Consider the following 25,450-nt stretch of genomic DNA (forward strand, 5'->3'; position numbering starts at 1 on the left):
ATGCTAGCCGCGGCTCTGACGTGGGTCGACAGGTGTCAAGTTCGCCCCGGGCTGTCACGTTCGCCGATGCGCGACGCCGAGCACGTAGGCGGCCTGGCCCAGATGCTGGGCGCAGTCGTCGATGATGCTGACCAGTCGCATGCTGGCCGTTACCGGCGGATCCCAGTGCGTGTCGACCACGCGGGCCAACTCGTCACCGGTGACGGTGGCGACGTACTCCAGCGTCAGCTTGTGCACGGCGTGGTAGTAGCCGGCCAACAGGTCGCGCGAGGCCTGCACTTTCGCCACATCTTCGGGGCTGTGGCCGTAGCCCGTGTCGTCGCGGGGCAAATCCAGCCCGAACCGATCCACCCAGCCGTCGCGAGTCCAGACCTGCTCGACGCCGGCGATGTCGGCAAGCTGCACGTCCTGCACCCGGGCGCTGTGCCAGATCATCCACGCGATGCTGTTGGCGTTGGGACTCTGCCGGTAGCTGGACTGTTCTTCGGTGAGCCCGTCGGTGATCTGGTCGACGTGCTCGACCAACCGGGTGAACGAATCGCGAAGTAACTCCTGGGCAGCGGCATCGGATTCAGCCATGCTGCCGACGCTACGCCCCGTGGAACACCGCCTCGACGTTGTTGCCGTCGGGGTCACGCACGAACGCACCGAAGTAGCCGGGGTGATACTCCGGCCACAGCCGCGGCGCGTGCAACGACTCGGCGCCGAGCGCCAGCGCAGCTTCGTAAAACGCCGTGACCGCTTCGGTGTCGGCGGCTTGGAAAGCGACATGGATCTCGCGGTTAGGCCCCATCCCGGTCCCCTCGGCGATCCAGAAGGCCGGATCGCCGTCCCGAAGTGATCGATCATGAATAGAGAGCCTGGCATGGGCCACCGACGGAGTCGTAGATTATTTAGATGACCTACGACCTCGTCATCCGCCACGGCACCATCGTCGACGGGCTGGGAGGTGAGCCCTACGTCGGTGATGTCGGGGTACGCGACGGCGTGATCGCGGCAGTCGGCGTCCTCGACGGTCCCGGCGACCGGGAGATCGATGCGACCGGGCTCCTGGTCACGCCCGGGTTCGTCGACCTGCACACCCACTACGACGGCCAGGCGATCTGGTCGGACCGGCTGAATCCGTCGTCGGCGCACGGCGTGACCACGGTCGTGGTGGGCAACTGCGGAGTGGGCTTTGCGCCATGCCGCGCCGAAGACCACGACGTGCTGGTCGACGTGATGGCCGGCGTCGAGGACATTCCCGGCGTCGTGATGACCGACGGCCTGCCCTGGACGTGGGAGACCTTCGGCGAATTCTTGGATGCTTTGGAGTCGCGACAGCTCGATATTGACGTGGGGGCCTATCTGCCGCACTCCCCGCTGCGGGTCTACGTGATGGGCCGGCGCGGCGCTGACCGCGAACCGGCCACCGCCGACGACCTGGCCAAGATGCGGGCGCTGGCCAAGGAGGCCGTCGAGCTCGGCGCGTTGGGGTTTGCGTCGTCGCGGCTGGCGACGCACCGCACCGAAGGCGGTCGGCAGATTCCCAGCTACGACGCCGGGGAGAACGAGATCCTCGAGATCGCCCGCGGCATCGCCGACGGCGGCGGCGGCCTGATCCAGTTTGTGCCGGACATCCCGGCCGGCGGGTATCAGCCGGTGCTGCAGCAGGTGTTCGACGCGGCCGGGGACACCGGGCTGCCGGTGACGTTCACGCTGGTGGTCGGCAACTCCGGTGACCCGCTGTGGGAAGACGCGATCACCATGGTGGAAAAGGCCAACGGCGCCGGCGCCGATATCACCGCGCAGGTTCTGCCCCGGCCGATCGGGCTGATGATCGGCCTGGACCTGACGGTCAACCCGTTCATGCTCTATCCCAGCTATCGCGAGATCGCCGGCCTGCCACTGGCCGAGCGGGTCGCGCAGATGCGTCGGCCGGAGGTGCGGGCCCGCATTCTGGCCGACAAGCCGACCGAGGCCGCGATCAATCCGCTGTTCTACCTGGCGCAGGCCTGGGATTGGATCTTCCCACTGGGCGACGACCCCAATTACGAGCCTGACGCGGCCAACAGCATCGCGGCCCGGGCCCGGGCGCGTGGGGTGGGCCCGGCCGAGGAGGCCTACGACCGGCTGCTTGATGACGACGGTCATGCGATCCTGCTCGGCGCGATGGCCAACTTCCAGACCAACTCGCTGACCACAGTTGGTGAGCTGATCCGCCGCGACGACGTCGTGCTGGGCCTGGGCGACGGCGGCGCCCACTACGGGATGATCTGCGACGCAAGCTATTCCACGTATCTGCTGACGCACTGGGCCCGTGACCGGGCGTCGGGCCGGCTGTCGGTGGCCGAGGCAATCCGCGAGCTGACGTCGGTGCCGGCCCGGGTCGCCGGGTTGGGTGATCGCGGCCGCGTCGCCGTCGGCTACAAAGCCGACCTCAACGTCATCGACCACGCGGGGCTACGGCTGCACAAGCCGGTAGTCACCCACGACCTGCCCGCCGGCGGGCGCCGCCTCGACCAGACCGCCGACGGGTATGTGGCAACGATCGTCGCCGGCGAGGTGATCGCCCGCGACGGTGCGCCCACCGACGCTCGCCCGGGCCGGCTGGTGCGCGGGCGGCAAGCCGTGCCCGCCGCCTCCCATAGTCGTTGAGATTGCACGTAGGGCTGTGAACTCGTCGGGATCACGACCCTGGATGCAATCTCAACGGAGTGCCGGAACGGTCAAACGATGCGCTGCTCCGGGGTCGATCTCGCCACCAGCTCCGCGTCGCGGGTGACCACGTCGCCGAGCACCTGGTCGATGCGGGCCAGCAGCTCGTCGGGAATCTGCACCCCGGCCGCCTTGACGTTCTCGGTTACCTGCTCCGGACGCGACGCACCGACCAGCGCCGCGGCGACGTTGTCGTTCTGCAGCACCCACGCGACGGCCAGTTGCGCCGTGGTCAGATCCAGCTCCTCGGCGATCGGGCGCAGCTGCTGCACCCGCTCGAGCACATCGTCGGTCATGAACCGCTTGATGAAGTTCGCGCCGCCCTTCTCATCGGTGGCGCGTGACCCGGCCGGCGGCGGCTGACCGGGGCGGTACTTACCGGACAGCACACCTTGGGCCATCGGTGACCAGACGATCTGGCTCAGCCCCAGTTCGCGGCAGGCCGGGACGACCTCGGGCTCGATGATCCGCCACAGCATCGAGTACTGCGGCTGACTCGAGATCAACGACACCCTGAGTTGGCGCGCTAACGCGTGAGCGGCCCGGATCTGCGCGGCGGTCCACTCGCTGACCCCGATGTAGAGCGCCTTCCCGGCGCGGACGATGTCGGCGAAGGCCTGCATGGTCTCTTCCAGCGGGGTGAAGGAGTCGTAGCGGTGGGCCTGGTACAGGTCGACGTAGTCGGTCTGCAGCCGGCGCAGCGACCCGTCGATGCTTTCCATCATGTGTTTGCGCGACAGGCCGGTGTCGTTCTTACCCAATGGGGTGGGCCCGGTGGGCCAGTACACCTTGGTGAAGATCTCCAGCGACTCGCGACGCTGGCCCTTCAGCGCCGCGCCGAGCACCTCCTCGGCGCGGCCGTTGGCGTACACGTCAGCGGTATCGAACGTGGTGATGCCACAGTCGAGCGCGGCGCGCACACAGGCGGTGGCGACGTCGTTTTCGACCTGTGAGCCATGAGTAAGCCAGTTGCCGTAGGTGATCTCCGAGATCTGCAGACCCGAGTTGCCGAGGTAGCGGAATTCCATACGCCCCATCCTGCCGAAGTAAGCTCGAACCATGAGCAAGAAGGTGGATGTCGACCGGCTCGGCGACACCCTGCGCGACTATGGGTTCGCCTACGTGATCAGCGTCGACGACGAATACCGGGCACACACCGCGGCCGTCACCCCGGTCCTCAACGACGGTGTGCTGCAGATCGGGACGGTCGGTCGGCACACCCGAGCCAACACCGAAGCCCACCGCGACGTCACCGTGCTGTGGCCGCCGCAGGTGCCGGGCGGCTACTCGCTGATTGTCGACGGCCACGCCGAGAACATCGACCCGCTGACGGTCAGGCCCACCCGCGCTGTGCTGCACCGGCCCGCCACCGCGGAATCCCCGCCGAGCACCTGCGGCCCCGCCTACGACTGCGTGAACCTCGCCGTACAAACCTAGCCCGACAAGGCTTCGAAGAGGGTGGCCAGTTGTCCCGGCGACACCGACACACCGCACTGGTTTCGCAGGTTAGACAGCGGCTGCGCGATGTGTTGCAGATCAGTCAGCTCGTTGAGGTGGCCGGCAAAATAGCCCCGGACCGACGCCCGGGCGTCTGCCGGTGGCTGCTGGACCGCATTGGTCAGCACATCGTTGGCTCCCGGGTGGCTGCCCAGGTATCCACCGGCGTCGCTGAGCACACCGCTGGCGGTGGTCGACAGGCCGGCAGCGGTGCATGGGTCGGGTGCCGCGTCGGCCGGCTGCGACGCCACCACGCCACCCAGCGCACAAACGGCAGCCACGCTGATCGCAATGGGCCACAAACACGTTGCAGAGATTTTCATTGGGGTGGGTCCTTTCGTGGTCAGGCGGATGCCTGGAGCCACGTTATCCGCGCAACGGCACCGGCATACCCGCCACCATGAGCACGACGGCCTCGCTTTCGCGGGCGATCCGCGCGTTCACCGTGCCGAGCAGATCACGAAACAACCGCCCGGACGGGGTCGCGGGGACGACACCGCTGCCCACCTCGTTGCTCACCCCCACCACCGGTAGCGGGCAGTTCCGCCAGGCCGCCACCAGTTCGTCGATGTCGGCGTGCACGGCGTCCAGCCCATCGCCGTCCCACGCCTGATGGACGTCGATCCGAGCGGTCAGCCAGGTGCCCAGGCAGTCCAGCAGCACCGGCGCCCCGGCGGCGCGCAATTGCGCTGCCGCATCGGCGGTTTCGACGGTTCGCCAGGATGCCGGCCGACGCGCCTGGTGCAGCTTCACCCGTTCTGCCCATTCCTCGTCGCCGTCCCGGGTGCCGCCGGTAGCCAGGTAAATCACCTCGGGCTCGGCGGCCAGGAGCGTCTCGGCGTAGGCCGACTTGCCCGACCGCACCCCGCCGAGCACCAGGGTGCGGACCGGACGCACAGAGTCGGGGCGGGCCGCGCCGGTTCGCACCACTTCCCCGTCGCGCCCCGGGCGTGCTCCCCACTGACCCAGCGCGTGCGCCAGTTCGGCACCGGGCGGGTTGTGATGGCTCAGGTGGATCGCGACGACGTCGGTGCTGTCGACGACGGCACCGGATTGGCGCAGTCGCGCGAGTGTGCGCGCGAATGTCGGCAGGTCGTGGTGCTCGGTGCCGTGGTCGGTGAACGTCCCGAACGTCTCCTCGAGGAACACCGCGTCGAAGCCGGCGCCCGCGATCGCGGCGTGCACGCTGTCCGGCAGCGGACCGGTGTCGGTGGCCCACAGGATCCGGTCGTCGCCGCTGGCGATGTCGTAGAGGACGGCATCGGCGCCGAGCTCGGAATCGTGGGCCGCCTCCAGAACCCGCACCCGATACCGGTCCAACGTGACGTCATCGCCGGGGTGGACCTCGACGAACCGGACGGGGTCGTCGGGGGCGACCCAATCCTGGCACTGCTTCAGTGCGCTCGGCGGGCCAAGCACCTCCAGCGGCTCGGTCCGGCCGGCCCAGTGCCGCATCAGCAGCGCCGCCGGCCCGACGTGGTCGCTGTGGCCGTGGGTGAACAGGATGTGGCGCACATCGGCCAGCGAGCGGCCGCGTCGCATCGCGGCCCGGGGCGCCTCGGGACCGCAGTCCAGCAGCACCGTGTTGTCAAGCAGCCCGGCGGTCTGACCGCGGATCTCGCCGACGGCCATCGCCGACCGGCAGGAGGCGCAGCAGCAGAACGGGCTGGGCCAGCCGTCGCTGCTGCCGGTGCCCAGCAACAGAATCTCCATAGTGCTACGAGCATCCCATCGCGACGTGCAGACGAAAAAGCCCGGCCTGCCGAAGCAGACCGGGCCTTCCCGTTGACAACCAGACTCAGAAGTCCATGCCGCCCATACCACCGGTCGGGTCGCCCGCCGGAGCGGCCGCCTTCTCCGGCTTGTCGGCGACAACGGCCTCGGTGGTCAGGAACAGGCCCGCGATGGACGCCGCATTCTGCAGCGCCGAACGCGTCACCTTGACCGGGTCGGCGACGCCGGCCTTGAGCAGGTCCTCGTACTCACCGGTGGCGGCGTTCAGACCGGTACCGGCTTTCGAATTGCGGACCTTCTCGGCCACCACGCCGGGCTCCAGCCCGGAGTTGAAGGCGATCTGCTTCAGCGGAGCCTCCAGCGCCACCTTGACGATGTTGGCGCCGGTGGCCTCGTCACCGGTGAGCTTCAACTCGTCCAGCGACGGAGCCGCCTGCAGCAGGGTCACGCCACCACCGGCGACGATGCCCTCCTCGACGGCGGCCTTGGCGTTGCGCACCGCGTCCTCGATGCGGTGCTTGCGCTCCTTGAGCTCCACCTCGGTGGCGGCCCCGGCCTTGATCACCGCAACGCCGCCGGCCAGCTTGGCCAGCCGCTCCTGCAGCTTCTCGCGGTCGTAGTCGGAGTCGCTGTTCTCGATCTCGGCGCGGATCTGGGCCACCCGGCCGGCGATGGCGTCGGAGTCACCGGCGCCCTCGACGATGGTGGTCTCGTCCTTGGTCACCACGACCTTGCGGGCCTTGCCCAGCAGCGACACGTCAGCGGTCTCCAGGGAGAGGCCGACCTCTTCGCTGATGACCTGGCCGCCCGTCAGGATCGCCATGTCCTGCAGCATCGCCTTGCGGCGGTCGCCGAAGCCGGGGGCCTTGACCGCCACCGACTTGAAGGTGCCGCGGATCTTGTTGACGACCAGGGTGGACAACGCCTCGCCCTCGACGTCCTCGGCGATGATCAGCAACGGCTTGCCCGACTGGATGACCTTCTCCAGCAGCGGCAGCAGGTCCTTGACGGTGGACACCTTGGAGCTGACCAGCAGGATGTAGGGCTCCTCGAGCACGGCTTCCTGACGCTCGGGGTCAGTCACGAAGTAGCCGGAGATGTAGCCCTTGTCGAAGCGCATCCCCTCGGTGAGCTCGAGCTGCAGGCCGAAGGTCTGCGCCTCCTCGACGGTAATGACGCCCTCGTTGCCGACCTTGTCCATCGCCTCGGCGATCAGGTCGCCGATCGACTGGTCGCCGGCCGAGATGGCCGCGGTGGCAGCGATCTGCTCCTTGGTCTCGACCTCCTTGGCACCCTTGAGCAGCGTCTCGGTGACCTTCTCGACGGCCTTCTCGATGCCGCGCTTCAGGCCCAGCGGGTTGGCGCCGGCCGCGACGTTGCGCAGGCCCTCTTTGACGAGCGCCTGGGCCAGCACGGTGGCCGTGGTGGTGCCGTCACCGGCGACGTCGTCGGTCTTCTTGGCGACCTCTTTGACCAGCTCGGCGCCGATCTTCTCGTAGGGGTCCTCCAGCTCGATCTCCTTGGCGATGGAAACCCCATCGTTGGTGATCGTGGGGGCGCCCCACTTCTTCTCCAGGACGACGTTGCGACCCTTGGGGCCCAACGTCACCTTTACCGCGTCGGCGAGGCTGTTCAGGCCCCGCTCGAGGCCGCGACGGGCCTCTTCGTCGTACGCAATTGTCTTGGCCATTGCGAAGTGATTCCTCCGATTGGGGATGACACGTCCTGGCCGGGTGCAGTGCCCGCGACGGACGGCTCGGGTGTGTTTCCGCTGGCGCGGCCCGTGCCTCACCGTCCCGACCTAGCACTCACCGGTCGCGAGTGCCAACACATTCTTAGCACTCGCCCATGGAGAGTGCAAGGTCACATACCCCGGGCTCCGCGCCGGCTCAGGGCAGGTCGAGCAGCTCTTCATAAAACCCGCCGAAACCGCGCACCGGGTTGACGAGATGGACCTCGAGGATCCAGTGGCACGGCAGCCCCGAGCCGTCCAGGCGGCGCATCGGCCGGCCGGATCCCGGTTTGAGGTACCACTGCGCGCCGTCGCCGGCGAGCGTCTTGTGCGGGAATTGCCCCACCAGGTGCCCCGCGATGGGGCTGCCCCACTCGTAGCCGTCGGCCCGGGCCTGCTCGACGACGTGGTCGAACAGTTCGGCGCCGGTGACCTCCGGATGCTCATCGAAGTAGGCACGCCCGGCCCGCCACACCCGGGGCAGCGCGTCGCGCAGGGCGATCTTGTCCGGGTCGTCGCCCAGCACGAAGGTGCGCCCGAAGTCGGCCTCCCACTGCTCAAAGATCGGGCCGAAGTCGCAGAACACGATGTCGTCGGCGGCAATCACTCGATCCGGCGGGTTCTCGGCAAATGGCTGCAGAGTGTTCTCGCCGGCGCGCACGACCCGCTTGTGCCAGTGCTGCGCCATCCCGAACATGTCGGCGGCCAGGTCACGGATCTCGTCGGACAGCTCCCGCTCGCTGATACCGCCGCGCAGCATGCCGCGGCGTGCGATCTCGTCGAACAGCCGCGCCGCCTTGTCTTGCGCGTCGAGCAGCCGCGCCACCCGAACGCTTTCCTCCGCGACCAGCTTGCCCACCGCAATGATGGTACGACCTACCCACGCTCCGATGCCATTGCGCTACAGTGCATCTCGACAGATAGGAGTCCTCGGGTGCGGGCAACCGATGCGCCCAGCACCCGAGCGTTGCGGGGCTGGCAGCGGCGAGCCTTGGTGCGCTATCTGACCAGCAAACCGCGCGATTTCCTGCTGGTCGCCACCCCCGGCGCGGGTAAGACCGCGTTTGCTCTGCGCATCGCCGCGGAGCTGTTGGCAGATCGCAGCATCGAGGCGATCACCGTGGTGGTGCCCACCGAACACCTCAAGGTGCAATGGGCCGTGGCGGCGGCTGCCGACGGCATCGCGCTGGACCCGAAGTTCCGCAATACCGCCGCCCACACCTCGACCGAATACGACGGCGTCGTCGTCACCTACGCCCAGGTGGCCAGTCACCCGGCGCGGCACCGGGTGCGCACCGAGAGCAGGCGAACCCTGGTCATCTTCGACGAGATCCACCACGGCGGCGATGCCAAAAGCTGGGGCGAGGCCATCCGGGAGGCCTACGGCGACGCCACCCGCCGGTTGGCATTGACCGGCACACCGTTTCGCAGCGACGACGCCGCCATCCCGTTCGTGCACTACGCGCCCGACCGCGACGGCCTGCTGCGCTCGCAGGCCGACCACACCTACGGCTACACCGAGGCGCTGGCCGACGGCGTAGTGCGGCCGGTGGTGTTTCTGGCCTACTCCGGTGAGGCCCGCTGGCGGGACAGCGCCGGCGAGGAGTACGCCGCTCGGCTCGGCGAGCCACTGAGCGTCGAGCACACCGCCCGGGCCTGGCGCACCGCGCTGGACCCGGCCGGCGAGTGGATGCCGGCGGTTATCGCTGCGGCCGACACGAGGTTGCGGCAGTTGCGCGGTGGCGGCGTGCCCGACGCCGGCGGCATGGTGATCGCCTCGGACCAGAAGGCCGCGCGCGCCTACGCCGGCCTGCTGACCAGGATCACCGGCGAGACACCGACCGTCGTGCTCTCCGACGACCCGGGTGCGTCGGAAAGCATCGCGCGGTTCGCCGCGGACACCAGCCGCTGGCTGGTCGCGGTGCGGATGGTGTCGGAGGGCGTCGACGTCCCGCGGCTGGCGGTGGGCGTCTATGCCACCAGCGCCTCGACACCGCTGTTCTTCGCGCAGGCGATCGGCCGCTTTGTCCGGTCCCGGCGGCCCGGGGAAACGGCGAGTGTGTTTCTGCCGTCGGTGCCCGCGCTGCTGCTGCTGGCCAGCGAGCTGGAGGCGCAACGCAACCACGTGCTGGGTAAGCCGCACCGGGAGAGCGACGAGCTGGTCGCCGCGCAGCGCCGCCAGAGCGAGCCGTCGGAGATCGAGAACGGGTTCACCTCGCTGGGCGCCGACGCCGAGCTGGACCAGGTCATCTTCGACGGCGCGTCGTTCGGTACCGGCGGCGACGAGGACGACTACCTCGGCATCCCGGGTCTGTTGGATGCCGGGCAGATGCGAGACCTGTTGCGTCGCCGCCAGGCCGAGCAGCTGGAGCGGCGCGGCAGTGACGCCGAGCCGGTCATCCGGCACGGTCAGCTGCGCGATCTGCGCCGCGAGCTCAATGCGTTGGTGTCGGCGGCGCATCACCGAACGGGCAAGCCACATGGCTGGATTCACAACGAACTGCGGCGCATCTGCGGCGGACCGCCGGTGGCGGCGGCGACCACCGATCAACTCAAGACCCGCATCGAAGCGGCGCGGAAGTTGTAACGGATACGCCGATCGCCTGACGATGAGCTGCTCACGGTGCTGCAATTGACGCATGAGAACGAAATTTGCCACCGGTCGCATGACGAGGCTGGCCGCTGTCGTTGGGCTTGGCGGCGGGCTGCTGCTGGCAGCTCCGGCAACGGCATTCGCGTCGACGCCGATGGTGTTCGAGTTGACAGGAACTTTTACCGAGGGTGTCCAGGTGTCGTACTTCGGAGCCGATGACGAGCCCGAGACCGCTGTCGTGGGCTTGCCGTGGTCAACGGCATACGACTACAACGGAAGCGCGCCTTCGCTGAGTTTCAGCGGCATTCATCCCGGCGGCGATCCCGGGTCGGTGACGTGCCGGGTTTCGGTAGCTGGGCGTACGGTCGTCTCGAAGACCAACAACGCACCCAAGAACGCCGGCACGGGCGCCTGGTGCAACATGGTCAACGTGGGCTCGGGGTATCGCGGCACCTCCGGCTAATCCGAGAATGCCGTCGGGCACAACCGATCATCCCTAGGTATCGTTTGGCGCCATGAGCGCAGCAGGCAAATGGACCGCCGCCGACGTGCCGGACCAGAGTGGCCGGATCGCGATCGTCACCGGTGCCAACACCGGCCTGGGCTATCACACCGCCGCGGTGCTGGCCCAGAGCGGCGCGCACGTCGTACTGGCGGTACGCAACCTCGAGAAGGGCAACGCCGCGCTGGCCGGCATCGTCGCCGCCCACCCCGCGGCCGACGTCACGTTGCAGGAACTCGACCTGAGCTCGCTGGATTCGGTCCGCACCGCGGCCAACCGGCTGCGTTCGGCCTACCCGCGCATCGACCTGCTGATCAACAACGCCGGCGTGATGTGGACACCCAAACAGGTCACCGCCGACGGGTTCGAAATGCAGTTCGGCACCAACCATCTCGGCCACTTCGCGTTGACCGGGCTACTGCTCGACCAGCTGCTGGGCGTCCGCGGATCGCGGGTGGTGACCGTCAGCAGCATGGGCCACCGGATCCGCGCAGCCATCCACTTCGACGACCTGCAGTGGGAACGCCGCTACGACCGGATCGCCGCGTACGGACAATCCAAGCTGGCCAACCTTTTGTTCACCTACGAGTTGCAGCGGCGGCTCGCTGAGCAGCAGAAGAACACCATCGCGGTGGCCGCACACCCCGGCGGCTCCAACACTGAATTGGCGCGCAACATCCCGACCATCCTGAGACCGGTCGCCTCGGTGCTGGGTCCGCTGATCTTCCAAAGCGCGGCGATGGGCGCGCTGCCGACGCTGCGGGCGGCCACCGACCCCGACGTCGAGGGCGGTCAGTACTACGGCCCCGACGGCCTGGGCGAGCAGCGCGGCCACCCGAAGCTGGTGTCGTCCAGCGCGCAGTCTCACGACGAGGAACTGCAACGACGGCTGTGGGCGGTCTCCGAGGAACTCACCGACGTGACGTTCCCGGTCTGATGCGTTCGGTCGAAGAACATCAGCGTGTCGTCGACGAGCTGATCGCCGCGCGTCCGGCCGCCACCGCCGGCCTCGCCGAAGCTGAGCATCTGGTGCTGGCCGCCGACGTGGCGGCGACCGTCTCGCTGCCGGTGTTCGACAACTCCGCGATGGACGGCTATGCGGTGCGGGCCGCCGACATCGCCGACGCGACAGCCGAGCAACCGGTAAAACTGCCGGTGGCCGAGGATATTCCGGCCGGCCGCACCGACATTCCCACTCTCGAGGCCGGAACCGCACACCGCATCATGACCGGCGCGCCGATGCCGGCCGGGGCAACGGCGGTGGTGCCGGTCGAAGCCACCGACGGGCAGACCGACGTCGTGACGATCCGCGAGGCCGCCGACGAGGGGCGCCACATCCGCCGCGCCGGCGAGGACGTCGCCACGGGTACCACGGTGTTACGGGCCGGGCAGGTGGTCACCCCGGCGGCGGTGGGGTTGGCCGCAGCGCTGGGCCTGCACGAACTGCCGGTGATACCGCGGCAGCGGGTGCTGGTGATTTCCACCGGGTCGGAGCTGGTGTCGCCGGGCACGCCGCTGCAGCCGGGCCAGATCTACGAATCCAACTCGATCATGCTGGCCGCGGCGGTCCGCGACGCCGGCGCCGACGTCGTCGCCACGCCGGCCGTCAGCGACGATGTCGCGCAGTTCGCCGCGGTGCTGGACCGCTACGCCGCCGAGGCGGATCTGATCATCACCAGCGGCGGCGTCAGCGCAGGCGCCTACGAAGTGGTCAAAGACGCGTTCGGCCGCGACGGCGATCAAGGCGTGGACTTCGTCAAGGTGGCCATGCAGCCCGGCATGCCGCAGGGCACCGGCCGGGTGGCGCGCACGCCCATCATCACGCTGCCCGGCAATCCGGTCAGCGCGCTGGTGTCCTTCGAGGTGTTCATCCGCCCCGCGCTGCGCACCGCGATGGGCCTGCCCGATGCGCACCGGCCGCGACGTTCGGCGGTGCTCACCGAAGCGCTGCGGTCGCCTCCCGGTAAGCGCCAGTTCCGGCGCGGAGTGTTCGACCCCGACGCCGGCACCGTCACCAGCTGGGGCCCGCCGGCGTCACACCATCTGCGCTGGTTCGCGTCGGCGAACTGCCTACTCGACATTTCCGAGGACGTCGAGCAGCTCCCGGCCGGATCGGAGCTACGGATCTGGGACCTGCGCTGAGCGCCCACGCCGCTCCGTAAGATGACCGGGTGGCACGACGCCCCCGCCCCGCCGGTCTCTCCGGCCCACAACGCCTGGTAGCGCTGCTGCGCTCGACCGTTCCGCCGGTACATCCGGCCGGGCTGCCGTTCATCTCCGCCGGCCTGGGCCTTGCCCTGGCCGGCCGCAACCACCGATGGTTGCGCCGGGCCGGTCTGCTGACCGCGGGCGCCTGCGCGGGGTTCTTCCGCCACCCGCCGCGGGTACCGCCCAGCCGCCCGGGTGTCGTCGTCGCACCCGCCGACGGCCTGGTGTGCTTGGTGGACACGGCGGCGCCGCCCGCCGAACTCGGCCTGCCCGACACCCCGCTGCCGCGGATCAGCATCTTCCTGTCGCTACTGGATGCGCACGTGCAACGGTCCCCGGTCAGCGGCGAGGTGCTCGCCGTGCACCACCGGCCCGGCCGGTTCGGCTCGGCCGACCTGGCCGCGGCCAGCGAAGACAACGAACGCATCAGCATGCGGATCCGCACCGCCGACGGCGCCGAGATCGTCGTCGTACAGATCGCGGGACTGCTAGCTCGGCGCATCGTCTGCGACGCGCGCGCCGGCGACAAGCTGTCGATCGGCGACACCTACGGCCTGATCCGGTTCGGCTCCCGGCTGGACACCTATCTTCCCGCCGGGACCGAACCCTCGGTCCTGGTCGGGCAGCGCACGCTGGCCGGCGAAACGGTGCTGGCCCAACTGTCATGATCACCAGACCCCGGACCCGCCGAGCAGTCAACCTGCGCATCCTGCCCAGCTCGATGAGTGTGCTGGCGATCTGCGCCGGGCTCACCTCGATCAAGTTCGCGTTGGAGGCCCAGCCGCACATCGCGATGGCGCTGATCGCCGCCGCCGCCATCCTCGACGGGCTGGACGGGCGGGTGGCCCGCATCCTGGACGCCGAGTCACGGATGGGCGAGGAGATCGATTCGCTGGCCGACGCGGTGAACTTCGGGGTGGCGCCCGCGGTGGTGGTCTACGTGTCGTTGCTGGCGGCGTTGCCGGCGGGCTGGGTGGTGGTGCTGCTTTACGCGGTGTGCATCGTGTTGCGGCTGGCCCGGTTCAATGCGCTGCTCGACGACGCCACCCTGCCGGCATACACGCGCGAGTTCTTCGTCGGGATGCCCGCCCCGGCCGGGGCCATCGCGACGCTGGGCCCGCTGGCCGCCAAATTGCAGTTCGGCGACGGCTGGTGGACGACGCCGTGGTTCGTCTGCGCCTGGATCGCGGGCTGCTCGATCCTGGTCGTCAGCAGGCTGCCGATGAAAAAAATGCACGCCGTGTCGGTGCCGCCGAATTTGGCGGCGGTGCTGTTGGCGGCGTTGGCGATCGTCGCCGCGGCCGCGTTCCTGTTCCCCTACATCCTGGTCATGGTCGCCATCGCGGCCTACCTGCTCCACATCCCGTTCTCGGTGCGCAGCCATCGCTGGTTGGCCGAGCATCCCGAGGCCTGGGAGCATGAGCCCAAGCAGCGGCGCGCCGTGCGCCGCGCCATCCGCCGGGCGCAACCCAACCGGCGGTCGATGGCGCGGCTGGGTTTGCGTAAGCCCGGCCGGACGCCATGACACCGCCGCCCAGGGGTGGCCGGCAGCTGACCCTGACCGCGCGGCTGAACACGTCGGCGGTCGACTCGCGTCGCGGTGTGGTGCGCCTGCACCCGGAAGCCATTGCGGCCCTGGGAATTCGGGAGTGGGATGCGGTGTCGCTGACCGGCTCGCGGACCACCGCGGCAGTGGTCGCCGTAACGGTCGCCGACATCCCGGCGTTCGCCGCGCTGCTCGACGATGTGACGTTGTCCAACGCCGGGTTGCGCGAGGACAGCGCCGTCATCATCAGCCCGGCCGCCGTGTGCGGCGCCCGCTCGGTGACGCTGAGCGGTTCGGCGGTCGCCACCCAGTCGGTTCCACCGGCCACGTTGCGGCAGGCTCTGCTCGGCAAGGTGGTCACCGTCGGCGACGCCGTATCGCTGCTGCCCCGCGATCTGGGGCCGGGCACCTCGACGACCGAGGCCAGCCGGGCGCTGGCGTCGGCGGTCGGCATCAGCTGGACCTCCGAGCTGCTCACGGTGACCGGCGTGGACCCGGCCGGGCCGGTCAGCGTGCAACCCAATTCGCTGGTGAGCTGGGGTGCCGGTGTCGCGCCGGCAGCGCTCAGCGCAGCCGCCGACCGGGAGACGGTCGCGCTCGAGGACCTCAGAGGCTCTCAGGCCCAGGCCGCCAAGCTCACCGAGTGGCTCAAGCTGGCGCTGGATCAGCCGGACCTACTCGAAACTCTGGGCGCCACAACCAATCTGGGTGTTCTGGTGTCCGGCCCGGCCGGCGTCGGGAAAGTGACGCTGGTGCGAGCGGTGTGCGCCGGCCGGCGGCTGGTCGAGCTGGACGGTCCCGAGGTCGGCGCGCTGATTGCCGACGAACGCCGGAAAACCGTTGCCGCCGCGGTCGCCGGGATACGCGATGGCGGCGGCGTGCTGCTGATCGCCGACATCGACGCGCTGCTGCCCGCGACCGCCGAACCGGTGGCGACCCTGATCCTGGCCGAGCTGCGGTCGGCGGTGGCCACGGCGGGGGTGGCGTTCGTCGCCACCTCGGCGGTGCCGGAAAACCTCGACCCGCGGCTGCGCGGGCCCGACCTGTGCGACCGCGAACTGGGATTGAGCCTGCCCGACGCCGCCACCCGAAGCTCCCTGTTGGCGGGGCTGCTGAAGGGTGTTCCGGCCGCCGACCTGGACCTCGCCGAGATCGCCGGCCGCACACCGGGTTTCGTCGTCGCCGATTTGGCCGCGCTGGTGCGCGAGGCGGCATTGCGTGCCGCCTCCCGCGCCAGCACCGATAGCCGGCCGCCGCAGCTGACTCACGACGACCTGCTCGGCGCGCTGACCGTCATCCGGCCGCTGTCCCGGTCGACCGGAGGCCAGCCGTCGCCCGGTGACGTGACCCTCGACGACGTCGGCGACATGGCGGCCACCAAACAGGCGCTCACCGAAGCGGTGCTCTGGCCGCTGCAACATCCCGACACTTTCGCCCGGCTCGGCGTCGAGCCGCCGCACGGCGTGCTGCTCTACGGCCCGCCCGGCTGCGGCAAGACGTTTCTGGTCCGCGCGCTCGCCAGCACCGGTCAACTGAGCGTGCACGCGGTCAAGGGCTCGGAGTTGATGGACAAATGGGTGGGCTCCTCGGAGAAGGCGGTCCGCGAGTTGTTCCGCCGCGCACGCGATTCGGCGCCGTCGTTGGTGTTCCTCGACGAGCTCGACGCGCTGGCGCCGCGGCGCGGGCAGAGCTTCGACTCCGGCGTGAGCGACAAAGTCGTGGCCGCGCTGCTCACCGAGCTCGACGGCATCGAGCCGCTGCGCGACGTCGTGGTAGTCGGCGCCACCAACCGGCCCGATCTGATCGACGCCGCGCTGCTACGGCCGGGCCGGTTGGAAAAGCTGGTGTTCGTCAAACCGCCCGACGCCGCAGCCCGCCACGACATCCTGCGCACCGCCGGCAAGTCGATTCCGCTGCACACCGATGTCGACTTGGCCGTGCTGGCAGCCGATTTGGACGGCTACAGCGCCGCGGACTGTGCGGCGCTGTTGCGCGAAGCCGCGCTGGCCGCGATGCGGCGCAACATCGATGCCGCCGACATCACCGCCGCCGATATCGCCGCGGCACGCGAAACCATCCGGCCCTCGCTGGATCCCGGGCAGGTGGCTGCCCTGCGCGCTTATGCCGAGACCCGATAGCTCGTCAGCAACGCGCGCACGGCCGCGGCGACATCCTCCTCCAACCAGTCCGGGATCAGCTTGTCGTGCGCGTGCCGCCGGACAACGGCATAGGGCAGGTCAACGACGGCTCTGGCGACGGCATCGACGCAGCGCGGATCGCTGCTGCCGTACAGCTCGCCGGCCAAGGCGTGCAGCCGTTCCAGCAGCGGCGCGTTCCGGGCGCTGAGGACCTGCTGAAACGCGGCGTCGGGCTCGCCGTCGAGCAGATCGCCCGGCCGGATGGTCAGCAGTAGCCGGGCATCCTCGGGGTGCTCGCGCATGAAGTCGATCGCCGCCACGGCCATCGCGACGGCGGTCTCGAGGGGGCTGTCGCCGGCGGCGGCGATCGCCCGCGCCTGGAAACGTTCGAGCGCACGCAGCCAGGCGGCGGTCAGGATGCCGTTGCGGTTACCGAAGCGGTGATACAACGTCCCGGCCGGCGCGCCGCTCGCCTTCGCGATCGCCGCGACACTGGCCGCCCGCGGACCATCCACCAACACCAGCGAACGCGTTGCGTCGAGGATCACATCGGTTTCATGCTTCCGCGGCGGCGCCACGATCTAGTACATTCCTTCTATATGAAACGATTACCCTATATCGACGAGCATGCCATATCGATCGACGCGCCGGCGGCAGACACGTGGTCGGCGCTGCTTCGAGTGGTCTGCACTGACCCGAACGACCCCTCGACGGTCCCGGTGGGCTTTGTCCTCGGTGAAGCGACGCCGCCGGTACGCCTGGTGTTGAAAGGCCGGCACCCGTTCGCGGTCTATCGGTGGGTGTTCGAATTGGACTCCGAAGGCCCGCAGCGCACTCGGGTGCGCTCACAGACGTGGGCGGCATTTCCGGGTCTGCACGGCACGATCTATCGCGCGCTGGTCATCGGCAGCGGCGCGCATCGCGTCGTGGTGCGCTGGATGCTCAAACGCGTTGCGGCAGCGGTGATTGCCGCGCCGGGGCAGCTCGTGGAAACCGCGGCCGATTACACGGACACGTTCGAAGCTCCAATCGGTCACGGCGACGTGCGCACTGCCGAACAAGCTTTTCGCGACGCGCTGGGCACACCGGTTGTGCTGGGACGGCTGGTCTTCTGGATCCACCGCCACATCCTGCGGTTTTCCCTGGGTCCGCCCGCCTCGCCTGGGCACGCAATCGGCTGGACGATCATGCATTCGGAGCACGACGAGATCGTGCTGGCGACGGACGGACCGCTCATGCACGGCGAACTGACGCTGCGGCGTGGCCGACGCGCCGTGCTCACCACACGTCTGCACTATCGGCGCAAAATCGCGGCCCGCACGGTGTGGGCTTTGGTCGGCCCATTGCATCGAATGCTCGCACCGCGACTGATGGAGCGCAGCGCCCGTAAAGACGCCACCGCGCAGTGGTCAGCCTCCTAAGCAACGCGAAACACGCTGTGCCCCAAGCCGCTCATCGCAGGACAGGGATCCAGTGCAGGGCGTCGATAAAGTCGGCAACATCGGCGCTGCGCGGCGTGTAACCGGGGAAATAACAGCACACCTCGGCGGCGTGCTCGCCGAACCGCGCGGCGATCTGCTGCGCACACTGCTCGGGAGTTCCCACGATCCCGATCCGCGCCACCATCGCTTCGGTGACCAGATTGCGCATCTCGGTGAAGCGGCCCTGTTTGGACAGCGCGTTGAGCTCCGGCTGGGCATCCGCCCACCCCTCGGTCTCAAGCACGGGCAGATAGGCCGGAGTCGAGCCGTAGAACGCGATCAGGGATGCCACCCCGTCAATCGCGGCTGCCAGATCAGCGTCGTCACGGCCAACGGCAACCATCACCTGAGCGATGATCGCAAACTCTCCGGACGGCCGTTGTGCACGCTGCAGCCCCGTTTCCACGGCGGGGATCGTGCGTTCGGCGAAGTGGCGGGCACTGTTGAACGGCATGACGAGCAGGCCGTCGGCGACTTCCGCCGCCGTGCGCGTCATCACCGGACCCAGTGCGCCCATCAGCACCGGAGGCGGTCCGAATGGATTGGGCCCAGGGTTGAAATTGGGCGGCATCAAGGTGTGCGTAAAGAATTCACCGCGAAAATTCAGGCGACACTGCCCTTCCCACGCGGCGAATATCGCCTTGATTGCGGCGATGGCCTCGCCGGTTCGCGCGGCCGGCCGCTCCCACCGACTGCCGTAACGCTTTTCGATATGCGGCCTGATCTGCGAACCCAGTCCGAGCCGGAACCGGCCGCCGCTGTAGACCTGCAGATCGTAAGCGGCGTGCGCCAGATGCAGCGGACTGCGGGGCCCGGCGATCGCGACGTTCGTCATCAGCTCCAGGCTGGTCGCGTCGGCCGCGGCGACCAATGGAAAGAACACGTCGTGCGGGCCCTCGAAGGTGAACAGGCCGTCGGCGCCGGCCGCGGCGATCTCTGCCGCGTTTGCCCGCGCACGGACCGGCGATCCGTCGACTTGAAGATGTACCTGCATCTCGATAACTCACCCGGACAATCGGTTTGACGGCTCATCACTTCGCCCGATAAAGACTTCTACTGCACGAACGGTCACCGCTGCAACCGGGTGCCGTCCGAGTAATTCGATGAAGTCGTGAAACTGCCTGCGACGCTTGCTGTTCCGTTGGCGTAGCAACGAAACAGGTGTTAGCTGACGTCGCGCGATACCGGATTCATCGGTAGACTGCCAGGCGATATTGCCCTACAGGGTGACGCCCCGCTTTGCCCTCTTGCGCGGGGGCTCAACGACACCCCGACACCGGAGTGCCATGCTCGCCATCCTGCTTGCCCACGCGGCTGCCGCTGCGTTGGCGCCGCTGCTGGTGCGCAGATACGGCCGGTGGGCGTTCTATCCGCTCGCGCTGGTGCCGCTGGGGTCGCTGAGCTGGGTGGTGCTGAACTGGCCCAGCGACACCGACCACACAGTGCAGTTCAACTGGGTGCCCGAGCTGTCCCTGAACGTCGCGCTGCGGTTCGACCCGCTCGCCGCGATCTTGAGCGCCCTGGTCTTGGGCGTCGGCGCGCTGGTGCTGGTCTATTGCGCCGACTACTTCCGCCACCACGACGGACATCTTGAGAACCGGTTGCCCAGCTTTGCCGCCGAGCTGGTCGCGTTCGCCGGCACCATGTTCGGCCTGGTGGTGGCCGACAACATGCTGATGCTCTACGTCTTGTGGGAGCTGACGACGGTGTTGTCGTTCCTGCTCATCGGGCACTACGCCGACCGTCTGAACAGCCGCCGCGGCGCCAGCCAAGCCCTGCTGGTGACCACGGCCGGCGGATTGGCGATGCTGGCGGGGATCATCATTCTGGGCCAGGCCGCCGGCAGCTATCTGCTGTCGGACGTGATAGCCAATCCCCCGTCGGGCACCGCGGTCGCCGTCGCGGTGTTACTGATTCTGGTCGGCGGACTGAGCAAATCGGCGATCGTGCCGCTGCACTTCTGGCTACCCGGCGCGATGGCGGCCCCCACTCCGGTCAGCGCCTATCTGCACGCCGCCGCCATGGTCAAAGCCGGGGTGTATCTGGTCGCCCGGATGACCCCCGGATTCGCGGACTCACCAGGCTGGCGCCCCACCGTGGTGATCCTCGGGACGGTCACCATGTTGCTGGCCGGCTGGCGCGCGGTCCGCGAATACGACTTGAAGCTGATCCTGGCGTTCGGAACGGTCAGCCAGCTCGGACAGATCACCGTGTTGGTCGGCAGCGGCGACCGCGATCTGATGCTGGCCGGCCTGGCCGTGTTGTGCGCGCACGCGATATTCAAGGCCACGCTGTTCATGGTGGTGGGGATCATCGACCACGCCACCGGCACCCGGGACGTGCGCCGGCTGGCTTGGCTGGGGAATCGCTGTCCGTCGTTGCTGGTGATCGCCGCCGCGGCCACCGCCAGCATGGCGGCGCTGCCGCCGTTTCTGGGTTTCGTGGCCAAAGAAGCCGGATTTGCGGCGCTGGCGGACAGTTCGTCGCTGGGGACGGCCGCGCCATACGTGCTGGGCGCGGTCGCGGTCGGGTCAGTGTTCACGATGATCTACAGCCTGCGGTTCCTCTGGGGCGCGTTTGCGCGCAAGAGCCGCGACGCCCCGAGCGCCCCGGTCGCAGCTCTGCACCGACCCACCGCCACGTTCCTGATCGCGCCGGCGGTCCTGGCCGCCGCCGGTCTGCTGCTGGGCCTGGCTCCCGCACCGCTGGGGCGACTGCTGAACGATTACGCCGACGGCGGCTACCGGCTGGCGCTGTGGCACGGGCTGGGTCTGCCGCTGCTGCTCTCGGCGCTGGTGGTGGCCCTGGGTGCGGCGGCCTTCTTCGGGCGGGCCTGGTTGCGGCGCGCGCGGCTGGTGTGGCTGCCGCTGGGTAACGCCGACCGCGTTTACGACGCGGTCGTCCGCGGCCTCGACGTGGTGTCGGTGCGGTTGACCGGCGGGACTCAGCGCGGCTCGATCCCGGCCACCCAGTCGGTGATTCTGACGACGCTGGTGCTGGTCCCGACGGCAGCGCTGGCACTGGGGACCCGGGACCGATTGTCGTTGCGGCTGTGGGATTCTCCGCTGCAAGGGATGCTGGCCGGCTTGCTGCTGGCCGGCGCGCTGGGCGCGACGGTGATGCGCAACCGGCTGGCCGCCGTGCTGACGGTCGGCGTCACCGGCTACGCCTGTGGTGCGGTGTTCGCGTTCCACGGCGCGCCCGACTTGGCGCTGACGCAGTTCCTGGTGGAGACCGTGACGCTGGTCGTCTTCGTGCTGGTACTACGGACCCTGCCGGCCGACGTCGACGACATCACGCACCGGCGGCTGCCTCGCGCGGCGCTGGCCGTGGCCGTCGGCGCCGCCGTGACCGTGCTGGCGATGTTCGCCATCGCGGCTCGCAGCGGGACCTCGATCGCAAGCCTGCTGCCCGACGCGGCCTATCTGCGCGGTCACGGCGCCAATACCGTCAACGTCCTGCTGGTCGACATCCGGGCCTGGGACACCCTCGGCGAAATCTCGGTGCTGCTGGTTGCGGCGACCGGTGTGGCGTCGCTGGTGTTCCGGCACCGCCGGTTCGGCTCGGCCCCGCGAATCCCGCAAAACGGTCAACCCGACATCGGGCCCCTTCCCGCCACCCCCTACAGCCCGGCGATCAGCGACACCACCTGGCTGCGCGGCAGCGAATACCGCGACCCGCGTTACCGCTCGCTGGTTCTGGAGGTCACCACCCGGATCATCTTCCCGCTGATCATGGTGGTGTCGGTGTATTTCTTTTTCACCGGCCACAACCATCCCGGCGGCGGCTTTGCCGGCGGCCTGACCGCGGGGCTGGCGCTGGTGTTGCGTTATCTGGCCGGTGGGCCCTACGAACTGGGCGAGACACTGCCGCTGGACGCCGGCAAGATCCTCGGGGTCGGGCTCGGCCTGTCGGCGGGCACCGCGATCGCATCCCTGCTGCTCGGCGCGCCGGCGCTGTCGTCGGCGATGGTGGCCTTCGACATTCCGGTGTTGGGCCACGTCAAGTTCGTCACCACGGTGTTCTTCGACCTCGGCGTGTATTTGATCGTGGTCGGTCTGGTGCTCGACGTGCTACGCAGCCTCGGCGTCCGGGTCGGCGAAGACCTGACCAATCCGGCATCGGCGGGGCGGACACCATGACCGTCGACCTGATTCCATTACTCGCGATCGGCGGCCTCACCAGCTGCGGGGTCTATCTGCTGCTGGAACGCACGCTGACCCGGATGTTGCTGGGCCTGCTGCTGATCAGCAATGCCGTCAACCTGCTCATCGTCAATGTCAGCGGCCCGCCCGGCGATTCGCCGATCTACGGTCACGACACCCCGGACAAGTCCGCCGCCGACCCGCTGGCGCAGGCCATGGTGCTGACCGCGATCGTGATCACGATGGGCGTGGCGGCCTTCGTGCTGGCGCTGGCCTACCGCTCCTACCGACTGACCGCCGCCGAGGCCGTCGGCAAAGACCCCGAGGACACCCGCGTCGCGCAGCTATCGGACGAGGAAGCCGCCGACGTCGACGCCGACCCGTCGGAGCCCTACCCCGACACCGACGAACCCGACGAGCTCGACGCGCTGCCGGGCCACCAGGGGTCGCGATGACGTTGGCAGCCAACCTTGTTCCGCTTCCGGTGCTGGTGCCCACCATCGGCGCGGCCGTGACGCTGGTCGCGGGCCGACGGCCACGACTGCAGCGCGCGGTCACCTTGGCCGCCCTCTCGATGATCGTGGTGATCTGCGCGGCGCTGCTGTACCTGACCGACCGGGACGGCACGTTGGCACTGCATGTCGGCGGTTGGGGACCGACCGCGTTGGGCCCGCTGGGCATCACGCTCGTCGTCGACCGGCTCTCGGCGCTGATGCTGGTGGTCTCGTCGATCGTGTTGCTGACCGTGGTGCTGTACGCAATCGGTCAAGGTATCCGCGACGGCGGAGACCGCCAGCCCGTGTCGATCTTTCTGCCCACCTACCTCGCGCTGGCGTCCGGTGTGTGTATGGCGTTTCTGGCCGGTGACCTATTCAACCTGTTCGTCGGGTTCGAAGTGCTGTTGAGCGCCAGCTATGTGCTGCTGACCATCGGCGCCAGCGCCGCTCGGATACGAGCCGGCATCGGCTATGTGATGGTGTCGCTGGTCTCGTCGCTGATATTCCTGCTCGGAATCGCGCTGATCTACGCCGCGACCGGCACGCTGAACATGGCCGAGCTGGCAGTGCGGATCGGCAGCCTCAGCGCGGGCACCCGCAGCGCGATGTTCGCGGTGCTGCTCATCGCCTTCGGCATCAAAGCCGCGGTTTTTCCACTGTCGGCGTGGCTGCCGGACTCCTACCCCACCGCGCCGGCACCGGTCACCGCGGTGTTCGCCGGGATTCTGACCAAGGTGGGTATCTATGCGATCATCCGGGCCCATTCGCTGTTGTTCCCCGACGCCGGGCTGAACCACCTGTTGCTGGTGGCCGCGTTGTTGACCATGCTGGTCGGCATTCTCGGCGCCATCGCGCAAAGCGACATCAAACGTCTGCTGTCCTTCACGCTGGTCAGCCACATCGGCTACATGGTGTTCGGGGTGGCGCTGTCCAGTCAGGCCGGCATGTCCGGTGCCATCTACTACGTGGCGCACCACATCGTCGTGCAGACCACGCTGTTCCTGGCGACGGGCCTGATCGAACGCCAAGGCGGCGCGTCGAGCTTGCAGCGGCTCGGTGGCCTGGCCGCAAACCCGTTGCTGGCCTTCATCTTTCTCCTCCCTGCGCTGAATCTTGGTGGTATACCGCCGTTTTCAGGATTCATCGGAAAGGTGGCCCTGTTGCGGGCCGGCACGGTCGACGGATCGGTGCTGGCTTGGGTGCTGGTCGCCGGTGGGGTGGTGACCAGCCTGCTGACGTTGTATGTGGTGTCGCGGGTATGGACCAAAGCGTTTTGGCGCCCTCGCGTCGATGCTCCCGACGGTGAGCTGGTGGCGGCGCGCGCGGCGGTATTGCTCGAGGATACCGAAGACATCGCATTCGAGGATCGCGACGACGTCGGCCGGATGCCGATCAGCATGATCGCGGCGACCGTCGCGCTCATCGCTGTCGGTGTGGCGTTGACGGTGTTCGCCGGACCGCTTTTCGCCTACAGCGACCGGGCCGCCGCCGAGGTGCTCGACCGCGGCCACTACATCTCTGCGGTGTTAGGGGCGGTGCGATGAGGCGGGCCGCCGCTCTGCGAATCAGCACCCTGCTCGCCCTGACCGGCGTGTGGGTGTTGCTGTGGGGAACCTACTCGGCGGCCAACGCGCTGAGCGGAGTGGTTGTCGCGCTGACGATTACGTGGCTACTGCCGATGCCACCGGTGCCCGTGCAGGGCCGGGTGCACCCACTGTCGGTGCTGCGACTGCTTATCCGGGTCGCGTGGTATCTGGTGGTGTCCAGCGTTCAGGTCTCGTGGCTGGCCATCAAACCCGGCCCGCCGCCGCCGGCCGGTGTGTTGCGAGCGCAGGTGTCGATCAAATCCGACCTGGTGCTGGTGCTGGCCGTCAACATCTTGACGATGATCCCGGGATCGATCGTGCTGGAGATCGACCAGGTGCGACGAGTGTTCTATTGCCATGTGGTCGACGTCGGTTCAGACCGCTCGATCGGCCGCTTCTACCGCCAGGTCGCCGAGGTTGAGCGGCTGCTGATGGCCGCCTACGAGCGCGACGACGATTGGCGGCCCGTCGAGGGAGTTTCCACATGAATACGGTCTGGCTGATCGCCGGGATACTGCTGAGCGCCGCGGCCGCCATCACGATGTTTCGCCTGCTGGCCGGTCCGAGCACGCTGGACCGGCTGGTCGCATTGGACACGCTGATCGCGGTGACGATGTGCGCCATCGGCACCTGGGCGGCGTTCACCCTCGACAGCACCGTGACCTACAGCCTGGCGGCGCTGGCGCTGATCAGCTTCGTCGGATCGGTCAGTGTGGCCCGCTTCCGGGTCCCCGACAAAGGACCGCGATGAACATCCTCGACATCATCTCCGGGGTGCTGGTGCTGGGCGGATCCGCGCTGGCGCTGACCGCGGCCATCGGCGTCGTCCGCTTCGGCGACACGTTGTCACGCATGCATTCGGCAACCAAACCGCAGGTGCTGGGCCTGCTGCTGGTGCTGGCCGGAGCCGCGATCCGGCTACGCGGCAACTACGACGTCGGGATGCTCGTTTTGACCGGGGCGTTCACCGTGCTCACCGCCCCGGTGGTTGCGCACCGGGTCGGCCAGCTGGCATACCGCGAACAAGACATTCGTCAACGCTTCACCGTCGACCAGATGGAAAGCAGCGATGACACGGACTGACGACGACAGCG

At 68.6% G+C, this 25,450-nt stretch carries 25 protein-coding genes; 16 read left to right on the forward strand and 9 right to left on the reverse strand.

The window, feature by feature from the left end; translation table 11 throughout:
• Positions 1-54 precede the first annotated feature (54 nt).
• Complete coding sequence (locus AC5Y5W_RS21160; protein WP_500011445.1) at positions 55-579, reverse strand: mycothiol transferase; 525 nt, start codon at positions 577-579, stop codon at positions 55-57.
• Between the two features lie 10 nt (positions 580-589).
• On the reverse strand, positions 590-874 hold the full coding sequence (locus AC5Y5W_RS21165) for a VOC family protein (RefSeq protein WP_500011447.1): 285 nt from the start codon (positions 872-874) through the stop codon (positions 590-592).
• Positions 875-897: 23 nt separating this feature from the next.
• On the opposite strand from AC5Y5W_RS21165, the gene AC5Y5W_RS21170 reads away from it, so the two are divergent.
• Entirely contained in the window at positions 898-2,637 is a 1,740-nt protein-coding gene (locus tag AC5Y5W_RS21170; protein WP_500011449.1) for an N-acyl-D-amino-acid deacylase family protein, read from the forward strand.
• Positions 2,638-2,708: 71 nt separating this feature from the next.
• Here the strand turns inward: AC5Y5W_RS21170 and AC5Y5W_RS21175 are convergent, their stop codons facing one another.
• Positions 2,709-3,725: an aldo/keto reductase family protein gene (locus tag AC5Y5W_RS21175; protein WP_500011451.1), complete on the reverse strand. Its 1,017-nt coding sequence runs from the start codon at positions 3,723-3,725 to the stop codon at positions 2,709-2,711.
• Positions 3,726-3,756: 31 nt separating this feature from the next.
• Here AC5Y5W_RS21175 and AC5Y5W_RS21180 point away from each other — a divergent pair, with 31 nt between their 5' ends.
• Entirely contained in the window at positions 3,757-4,134 is a 378-nt protein-coding gene (locus AC5Y5W_RS21180) for a pyridoxamine 5'-phosphate oxidase family protein (protein ID WP_500011453.1), read from the forward strand.
• On the opposite strand, the gene AC5Y5W_RS21185 is transcribed toward AC5Y5W_RS21180, so the two are convergent.
• The 4 genes from AC5Y5W_RS21185 to AC5Y5W_RS21200 all read right to left on the reverse strand — a co-directional run bounded on the left by AC5Y5W_RS21185 (position 4,131) and on the right by AC5Y5W_RS21200 (position 8,510).
• Complete coding sequence (locus AC5Y5W_RS21185) at positions 4,131-4,517, reverse strand: heme-binding protein (RefSeq protein ID WP_500011454.1); 387 nt, start codon at positions 4,515-4,517, stop codon at positions 4,131-4,133. The genes AC5Y5W_RS21180 and AC5Y5W_RS21185 overlap by 4 nt on opposite strands.
• Before the next feature lie 43 nt (positions 4,518-4,560).
• Positions 4,561-5,907 carry a bifunctional adenosylcobinamide kinase/adenosylcobinamide-phosphate guanylyltransferase gene (locus tag AC5Y5W_RS21190; RefSeq protein WP_500011456.1) on the reverse strand — a complete coding sequence of 449 codons (1,347 nt, stop codon included), beginning with the start codon at positions 5,905-5,907 and terminating at the stop codon, positions 4,561-4,563.
• Positions 5,908-5,992: 85 nt separating this feature from the next.
• Positions 5,993-7,618, reverse strand: coding sequence for a chaperonin GroEL (groL, locus tag AC5Y5W_RS21195; protein ID WP_500011458.1), 1,626 nt, complete (start codon positions 7,616-7,618; stop codon positions 5,993-5,995).
• A 199-nt stretch (positions 7,619-7,817) separates the two neighbouring features.
• Positions 7,818-8,510 carry a M24 family metallopeptidase gene (locus AC5Y5W_RS21200; RefSeq protein ID WP_500011513.1) on the reverse strand — a complete coding sequence of 231 codons (693 nt, stop codon included), beginning with the start codon at positions 8,508-8,510 and terminating at the stop codon, positions 7,818-7,820.
• 84 nt (positions 8,511-8,594) lie between these two features.
• Between AC5Y5W_RS21200 and AC5Y5W_RS21205 the strand changes: the two genes are divergently transcribed.
• From AC5Y5W_RS21205 to AC5Y5W_RS21235, 7 genes are read left to right on the forward strand one after another with little or no spacing between them, the layout of a single operon-like run.
• Entirely contained in the window at positions 8,595-10,247 is a 1,653-nt protein-coding gene (locus tag AC5Y5W_RS21205) for a DEAD/DEAH box helicase (protein ID WP_500011460.1), read from the forward strand.
• Positions 10,248-10,299: 52 nt separating this feature from the next.
• Entirely contained in the window at positions 10,300-10,716 is a 417-nt protein-coding gene (locus AC5Y5W_RS21210; protein ID WP_500011462.1) for an MmpS family transport accessory protein, read from the forward strand.
• Positions 10,717-10,768: 52 nt separating this feature from the next.
• Positions 10,769-11,692 (forward strand): SDR family NAD(P)-dependent oxidoreductase, encoded by a 924-nt coding sequence (locus tag AC5Y5W_RS21215; RefSeq protein ID WP_500011463.1) that lies wholly within the window; start codon positions 10,769-10,771, stop codon positions 11,690-11,692.
• Positions 11,692-12,897, forward strand: a complete 1,206-nt coding sequence (gene moeA, locus AC5Y5W_RS21220) for a molybdopterin molybdotransferase MoeA (protein WP_500011465.1) — start codon at positions 11,692-11,694, stop codon at positions 12,895-12,897. Before AC5Y5W_RS21215 ends, moeA begins: the two co-directional genes overlap by 1 nt.
• Positions 12,898-12,926: 29 nt before the next feature.
• The gene (locus AC5Y5W_RS21225; protein WP_500011467.1) at positions 12,927-13,631 is read left to right on the forward strand and encodes a phosphatidylserine decarboxylase; all 705 of its coding nucleotides are present in this window, start codon (positions 12,927-12,929) and stop codon (positions 13,629-13,631) included.
• A complete protein-coding gene (locus tag AC5Y5W_RS21230) occupies positions 13,628-14,488 on the forward strand; it encodes a CDP-alcohol phosphatidyltransferase family protein (RefSeq protein WP_500011469.1) in 861 nt (286 codons plus the stop codon). The genes AC5Y5W_RS21225 and AC5Y5W_RS21230 overlap by 4 nt, the downstream gene beginning before the upstream one ends.
• Positions 14,485-16,647 carry an AAA family ATPase gene (locus AC5Y5W_RS21235; RefSeq protein ID WP_500011471.1) on the forward strand — a complete coding sequence of 721 codons (2,163 nt, stop codon included), beginning with the start codon at positions 14,485-14,487 and terminating at the stop codon, positions 16,645-16,647. The genes AC5Y5W_RS21230 and AC5Y5W_RS21235 overlap by 4 nt, the downstream gene beginning before the upstream one ends.
• Here AC5Y5W_RS21235 and AC5Y5W_RS21240 read toward each other — a convergent pair.
• A complete protein-coding gene (locus AC5Y5W_RS21240; protein ID WP_500011473.1) occupies positions 16,629-17,225 on the reverse strand; it encodes a TetR/AcrR family transcriptional regulator in 597 nt (198 codons plus the stop codon). The two genes, AC5Y5W_RS21235 and AC5Y5W_RS21240, sit on opposite strands and share 19 nt — an antisense overlap.
• Positions 17,226-17,246: 21 nt before the next feature.
• On the opposite strand from AC5Y5W_RS21240, the gene AC5Y5W_RS21245 reads away from it, so the two are divergent.
• Positions 17,247-18,068, forward strand: coding sequence for a DUF2867 domain-containing protein (locus AC5Y5W_RS21245; protein ID WP_500011475.1), 822 nt, complete (start codon positions 17,247-17,249; stop codon positions 18,066-18,068).
• Between the two features lie 31 nt (positions 18,069-18,099).
• Here AC5Y5W_RS21245 and AC5Y5W_RS21250 read toward each other — a convergent pair whose 3' ends face one another.
• Entirely contained in the window at positions 18,100-19,122 is a 1,023-nt protein-coding gene (locus tag AC5Y5W_RS21250; RefSeq protein WP_500011477.1) for a TIGR03617 family F420-dependent LLM class oxidoreductase, read from the reverse strand.
• A 292-nt stretch (positions 19,123-19,414) separates the two neighbouring features.
• Here AC5Y5W_RS21250 and AC5Y5W_RS21255 point away from each other — a divergent pair, with 292 nt between their 5' ends.
• The 6 genes from AC5Y5W_RS21255 to AC5Y5W_RS21280 are packed head-to-tail and all read left to right on the forward strand — an operon-like array spanning position 19,415 to position 25,439.
• A complete protein-coding gene (locus tag AC5Y5W_RS21255; RefSeq protein WP_500011479.1) occupies positions 19,415-22,270 on the forward strand; it encodes a Na+/H+ antiporter subunit A in 2,856 nt (951 codons plus the stop codon).
• Entirely contained in the window at positions 22,267-22,728 is a 462-nt protein-coding gene (locus AC5Y5W_RS21260) for a Na(+)/H(+) antiporter subunit C (RefSeq protein ID WP_500011481.1), read from the forward strand. Before AC5Y5W_RS21255 ends, AC5Y5W_RS21260 begins: the two co-directional genes overlap by 4 nt.
• The gene (locus AC5Y5W_RS21265) at positions 22,725-24,314 is read left to right on the forward strand and encodes a Na+/H+ antiporter subunit D (protein WP_500011482.1); all 1,590 of its coding nucleotides are present in this window, start codon (positions 22,725-22,727) and stop codon (positions 24,312-24,314) included. Before AC5Y5W_RS21260 ends, AC5Y5W_RS21265 begins: the two co-directional genes overlap by 4 nt.
• Positions 24,311-24,844, forward strand: coding sequence for a Na+/H+ antiporter subunit E (locus tag AC5Y5W_RS21270; RefSeq protein ID WP_500011483.1), 534 nt, complete (start codon positions 24,311-24,313; stop codon positions 24,842-24,844). The genes AC5Y5W_RS21265 and AC5Y5W_RS21270 overlap by 4 nt, the downstream gene beginning before the upstream one ends.
• Positions 24,841-25,107 carry a monovalent cation/H+ antiporter complex subunit F gene (locus AC5Y5W_RS21275; protein ID WP_500011485.1) on the forward strand — a complete coding sequence of 89 codons (267 nt, stop codon included), beginning with the start codon at positions 24,841-24,843 and terminating at the stop codon, positions 25,105-25,107. The genes AC5Y5W_RS21270 and AC5Y5W_RS21275 overlap by 4 nt, the downstream gene beginning before the upstream one ends.
• The gene (locus AC5Y5W_RS21280) at positions 25,104-25,439 is read left to right on the forward strand and encodes a monovalent cation/H(+) antiporter subunit G (protein ID WP_499887460.1); all 336 of its coding nucleotides are present in this window, start codon (positions 25,104-25,106) and stop codon (positions 25,437-25,439) included. Before AC5Y5W_RS21275 ends, AC5Y5W_RS21280 begins: the two co-directional genes overlap by 4 nt.
• Positions 25,440-25,450: the final 11 nt, after the last annotated feature.

The sequence above is a fragment of the Mycobacterium sp. NGS51 genome, from assembly GCF_059812525.1.

Coding starts and splice junctions, on each gene's coding strand:
- AC5Y5W_RS21270 (WP_500011483.1), top strand. CDS start 24,311: ATGAGGCGGGCCGCCGCTCTGCGAATCAGCACCCTGCTCGCCCTGACC.
- AC5Y5W_RS21170 (WP_500011449.1), top strand. CDS start 898: ATGACCTACGACCTCGTCATCCGCCACGGCACCATCGTCGACGGGCTG.
- AC5Y5W_RS21255 (WP_500011479.1), top strand. CDS start 19,415: ATGCTCGCCATCCTGCTTGCCCACGCGGCTGCCGCTGCGTTGGCGCCG.
- AC5Y5W_RS21260 (WP_500011481.1), top strand. CDS start 22,267: ATGACCGTCGACCTGATTCCATTACTCGCGATCGGCGGCCTCACCAGC.
- AC5Y5W_RS21210 (WP_500011462.1), top strand. CDS start 10,300: ATGAGAACGAAATTTGCCACCGGTCGCATGACGAGGCTGGCCGCTGTC.
- AC5Y5W_RS21245 (WP_500011475.1), top strand. CDS start 17,247: ATGAAACGATTACCCTATATCGACGAGCATGCCATATCGATCGACGCG.
- moeA (WP_500011465.1), top strand. CDS start 11,692: ATGCGTTCGGTCGAAGAACATCAGCGTGTCGTCGACGAGCTGATCGCC.
- AC5Y5W_RS21185 (WP_500011454.1), bottom strand. CDS start 4,517: ATGAAAATCTCTGCAACGTGTTTGTGGCCCATTGCGATCAGCGTGGCT.
- AC5Y5W_RS21275 (WP_500011485.1), top strand. CDS start 24,841: ATGAATACGGTCTGGCTGATCGCCGGGATACTGCTGAGCGCCGCGGCC.
- AC5Y5W_RS21180 (WP_500011453.1), top strand. CDS start 3,757: ATGAGCAAGAAGGTGGATGTCGACCGGCTCGGCGACACCCTGCGCGAC.
- AC5Y5W_RS21190 (WP_500011456.1), bottom strand. CDS start 5,907: ATGGAGATTCTGTTGCTGGGCACCGGCAGCAGCGACGGCTGGCCCAGC.
- groL (WP_500011458.1), bottom strand. CDS start 7,618: ATGGCCAAGACAATTGCGTACGACGAAGAGGCCCGTCGCGGCCTCGAG.
- AC5Y5W_RS21215 (WP_500011463.1), top strand. CDS start 10,769: ATGAGCGCAGCAGGCAAATGGACCGCCGCCGACGTGCCGGACCAGAGT.
- AC5Y5W_RS21230 (WP_500011469.1), top strand. CDS start 13,628: ATGATCACCAGACCCCGGACCCGCCGAGCAGTCAACCTGCGCATCCTG.
- AC5Y5W_RS21265 (WP_500011482.1), top strand. CDS start 22,725: ATGACGTTGGCAGCCAACCTTGTTCCGCTTCCGGTGCTGGTGCCCACC.
- AC5Y5W_RS21235 (WP_500011471.1), top strand. CDS start 14,485: ATGACACCGCCGCCCAGGGGTGGCCGGCAGCTGACCCTGACCGCGCGG.
- AC5Y5W_RS21175 (WP_500011451.1), bottom strand. CDS start 3,725: ATGGAATTCCGCTACCTCGGCAACTCGGGTCTGCAGATCTCGGAGATC.
- AC5Y5W_RS21280 (WP_499887460.1), top strand. CDS start 25,104: ATGAACATCCTCGACATCATCTCCGGGGTGCTGGTGCTGGGCGGATCC.
- AC5Y5W_RS21250 (WP_500011477.1), bottom strand. CDS start 19,122: ATGCAGGTACATCTTCAAGTCGACGGATCGCCGGTCCGTGCGCGGGCA.
- AC5Y5W_RS21160 (WP_500011445.1), bottom strand. CDS start 579: ATGGCTGAATCCGATGCCGCTGCCCAGGAGTTACTTCGCGATTCGTTC.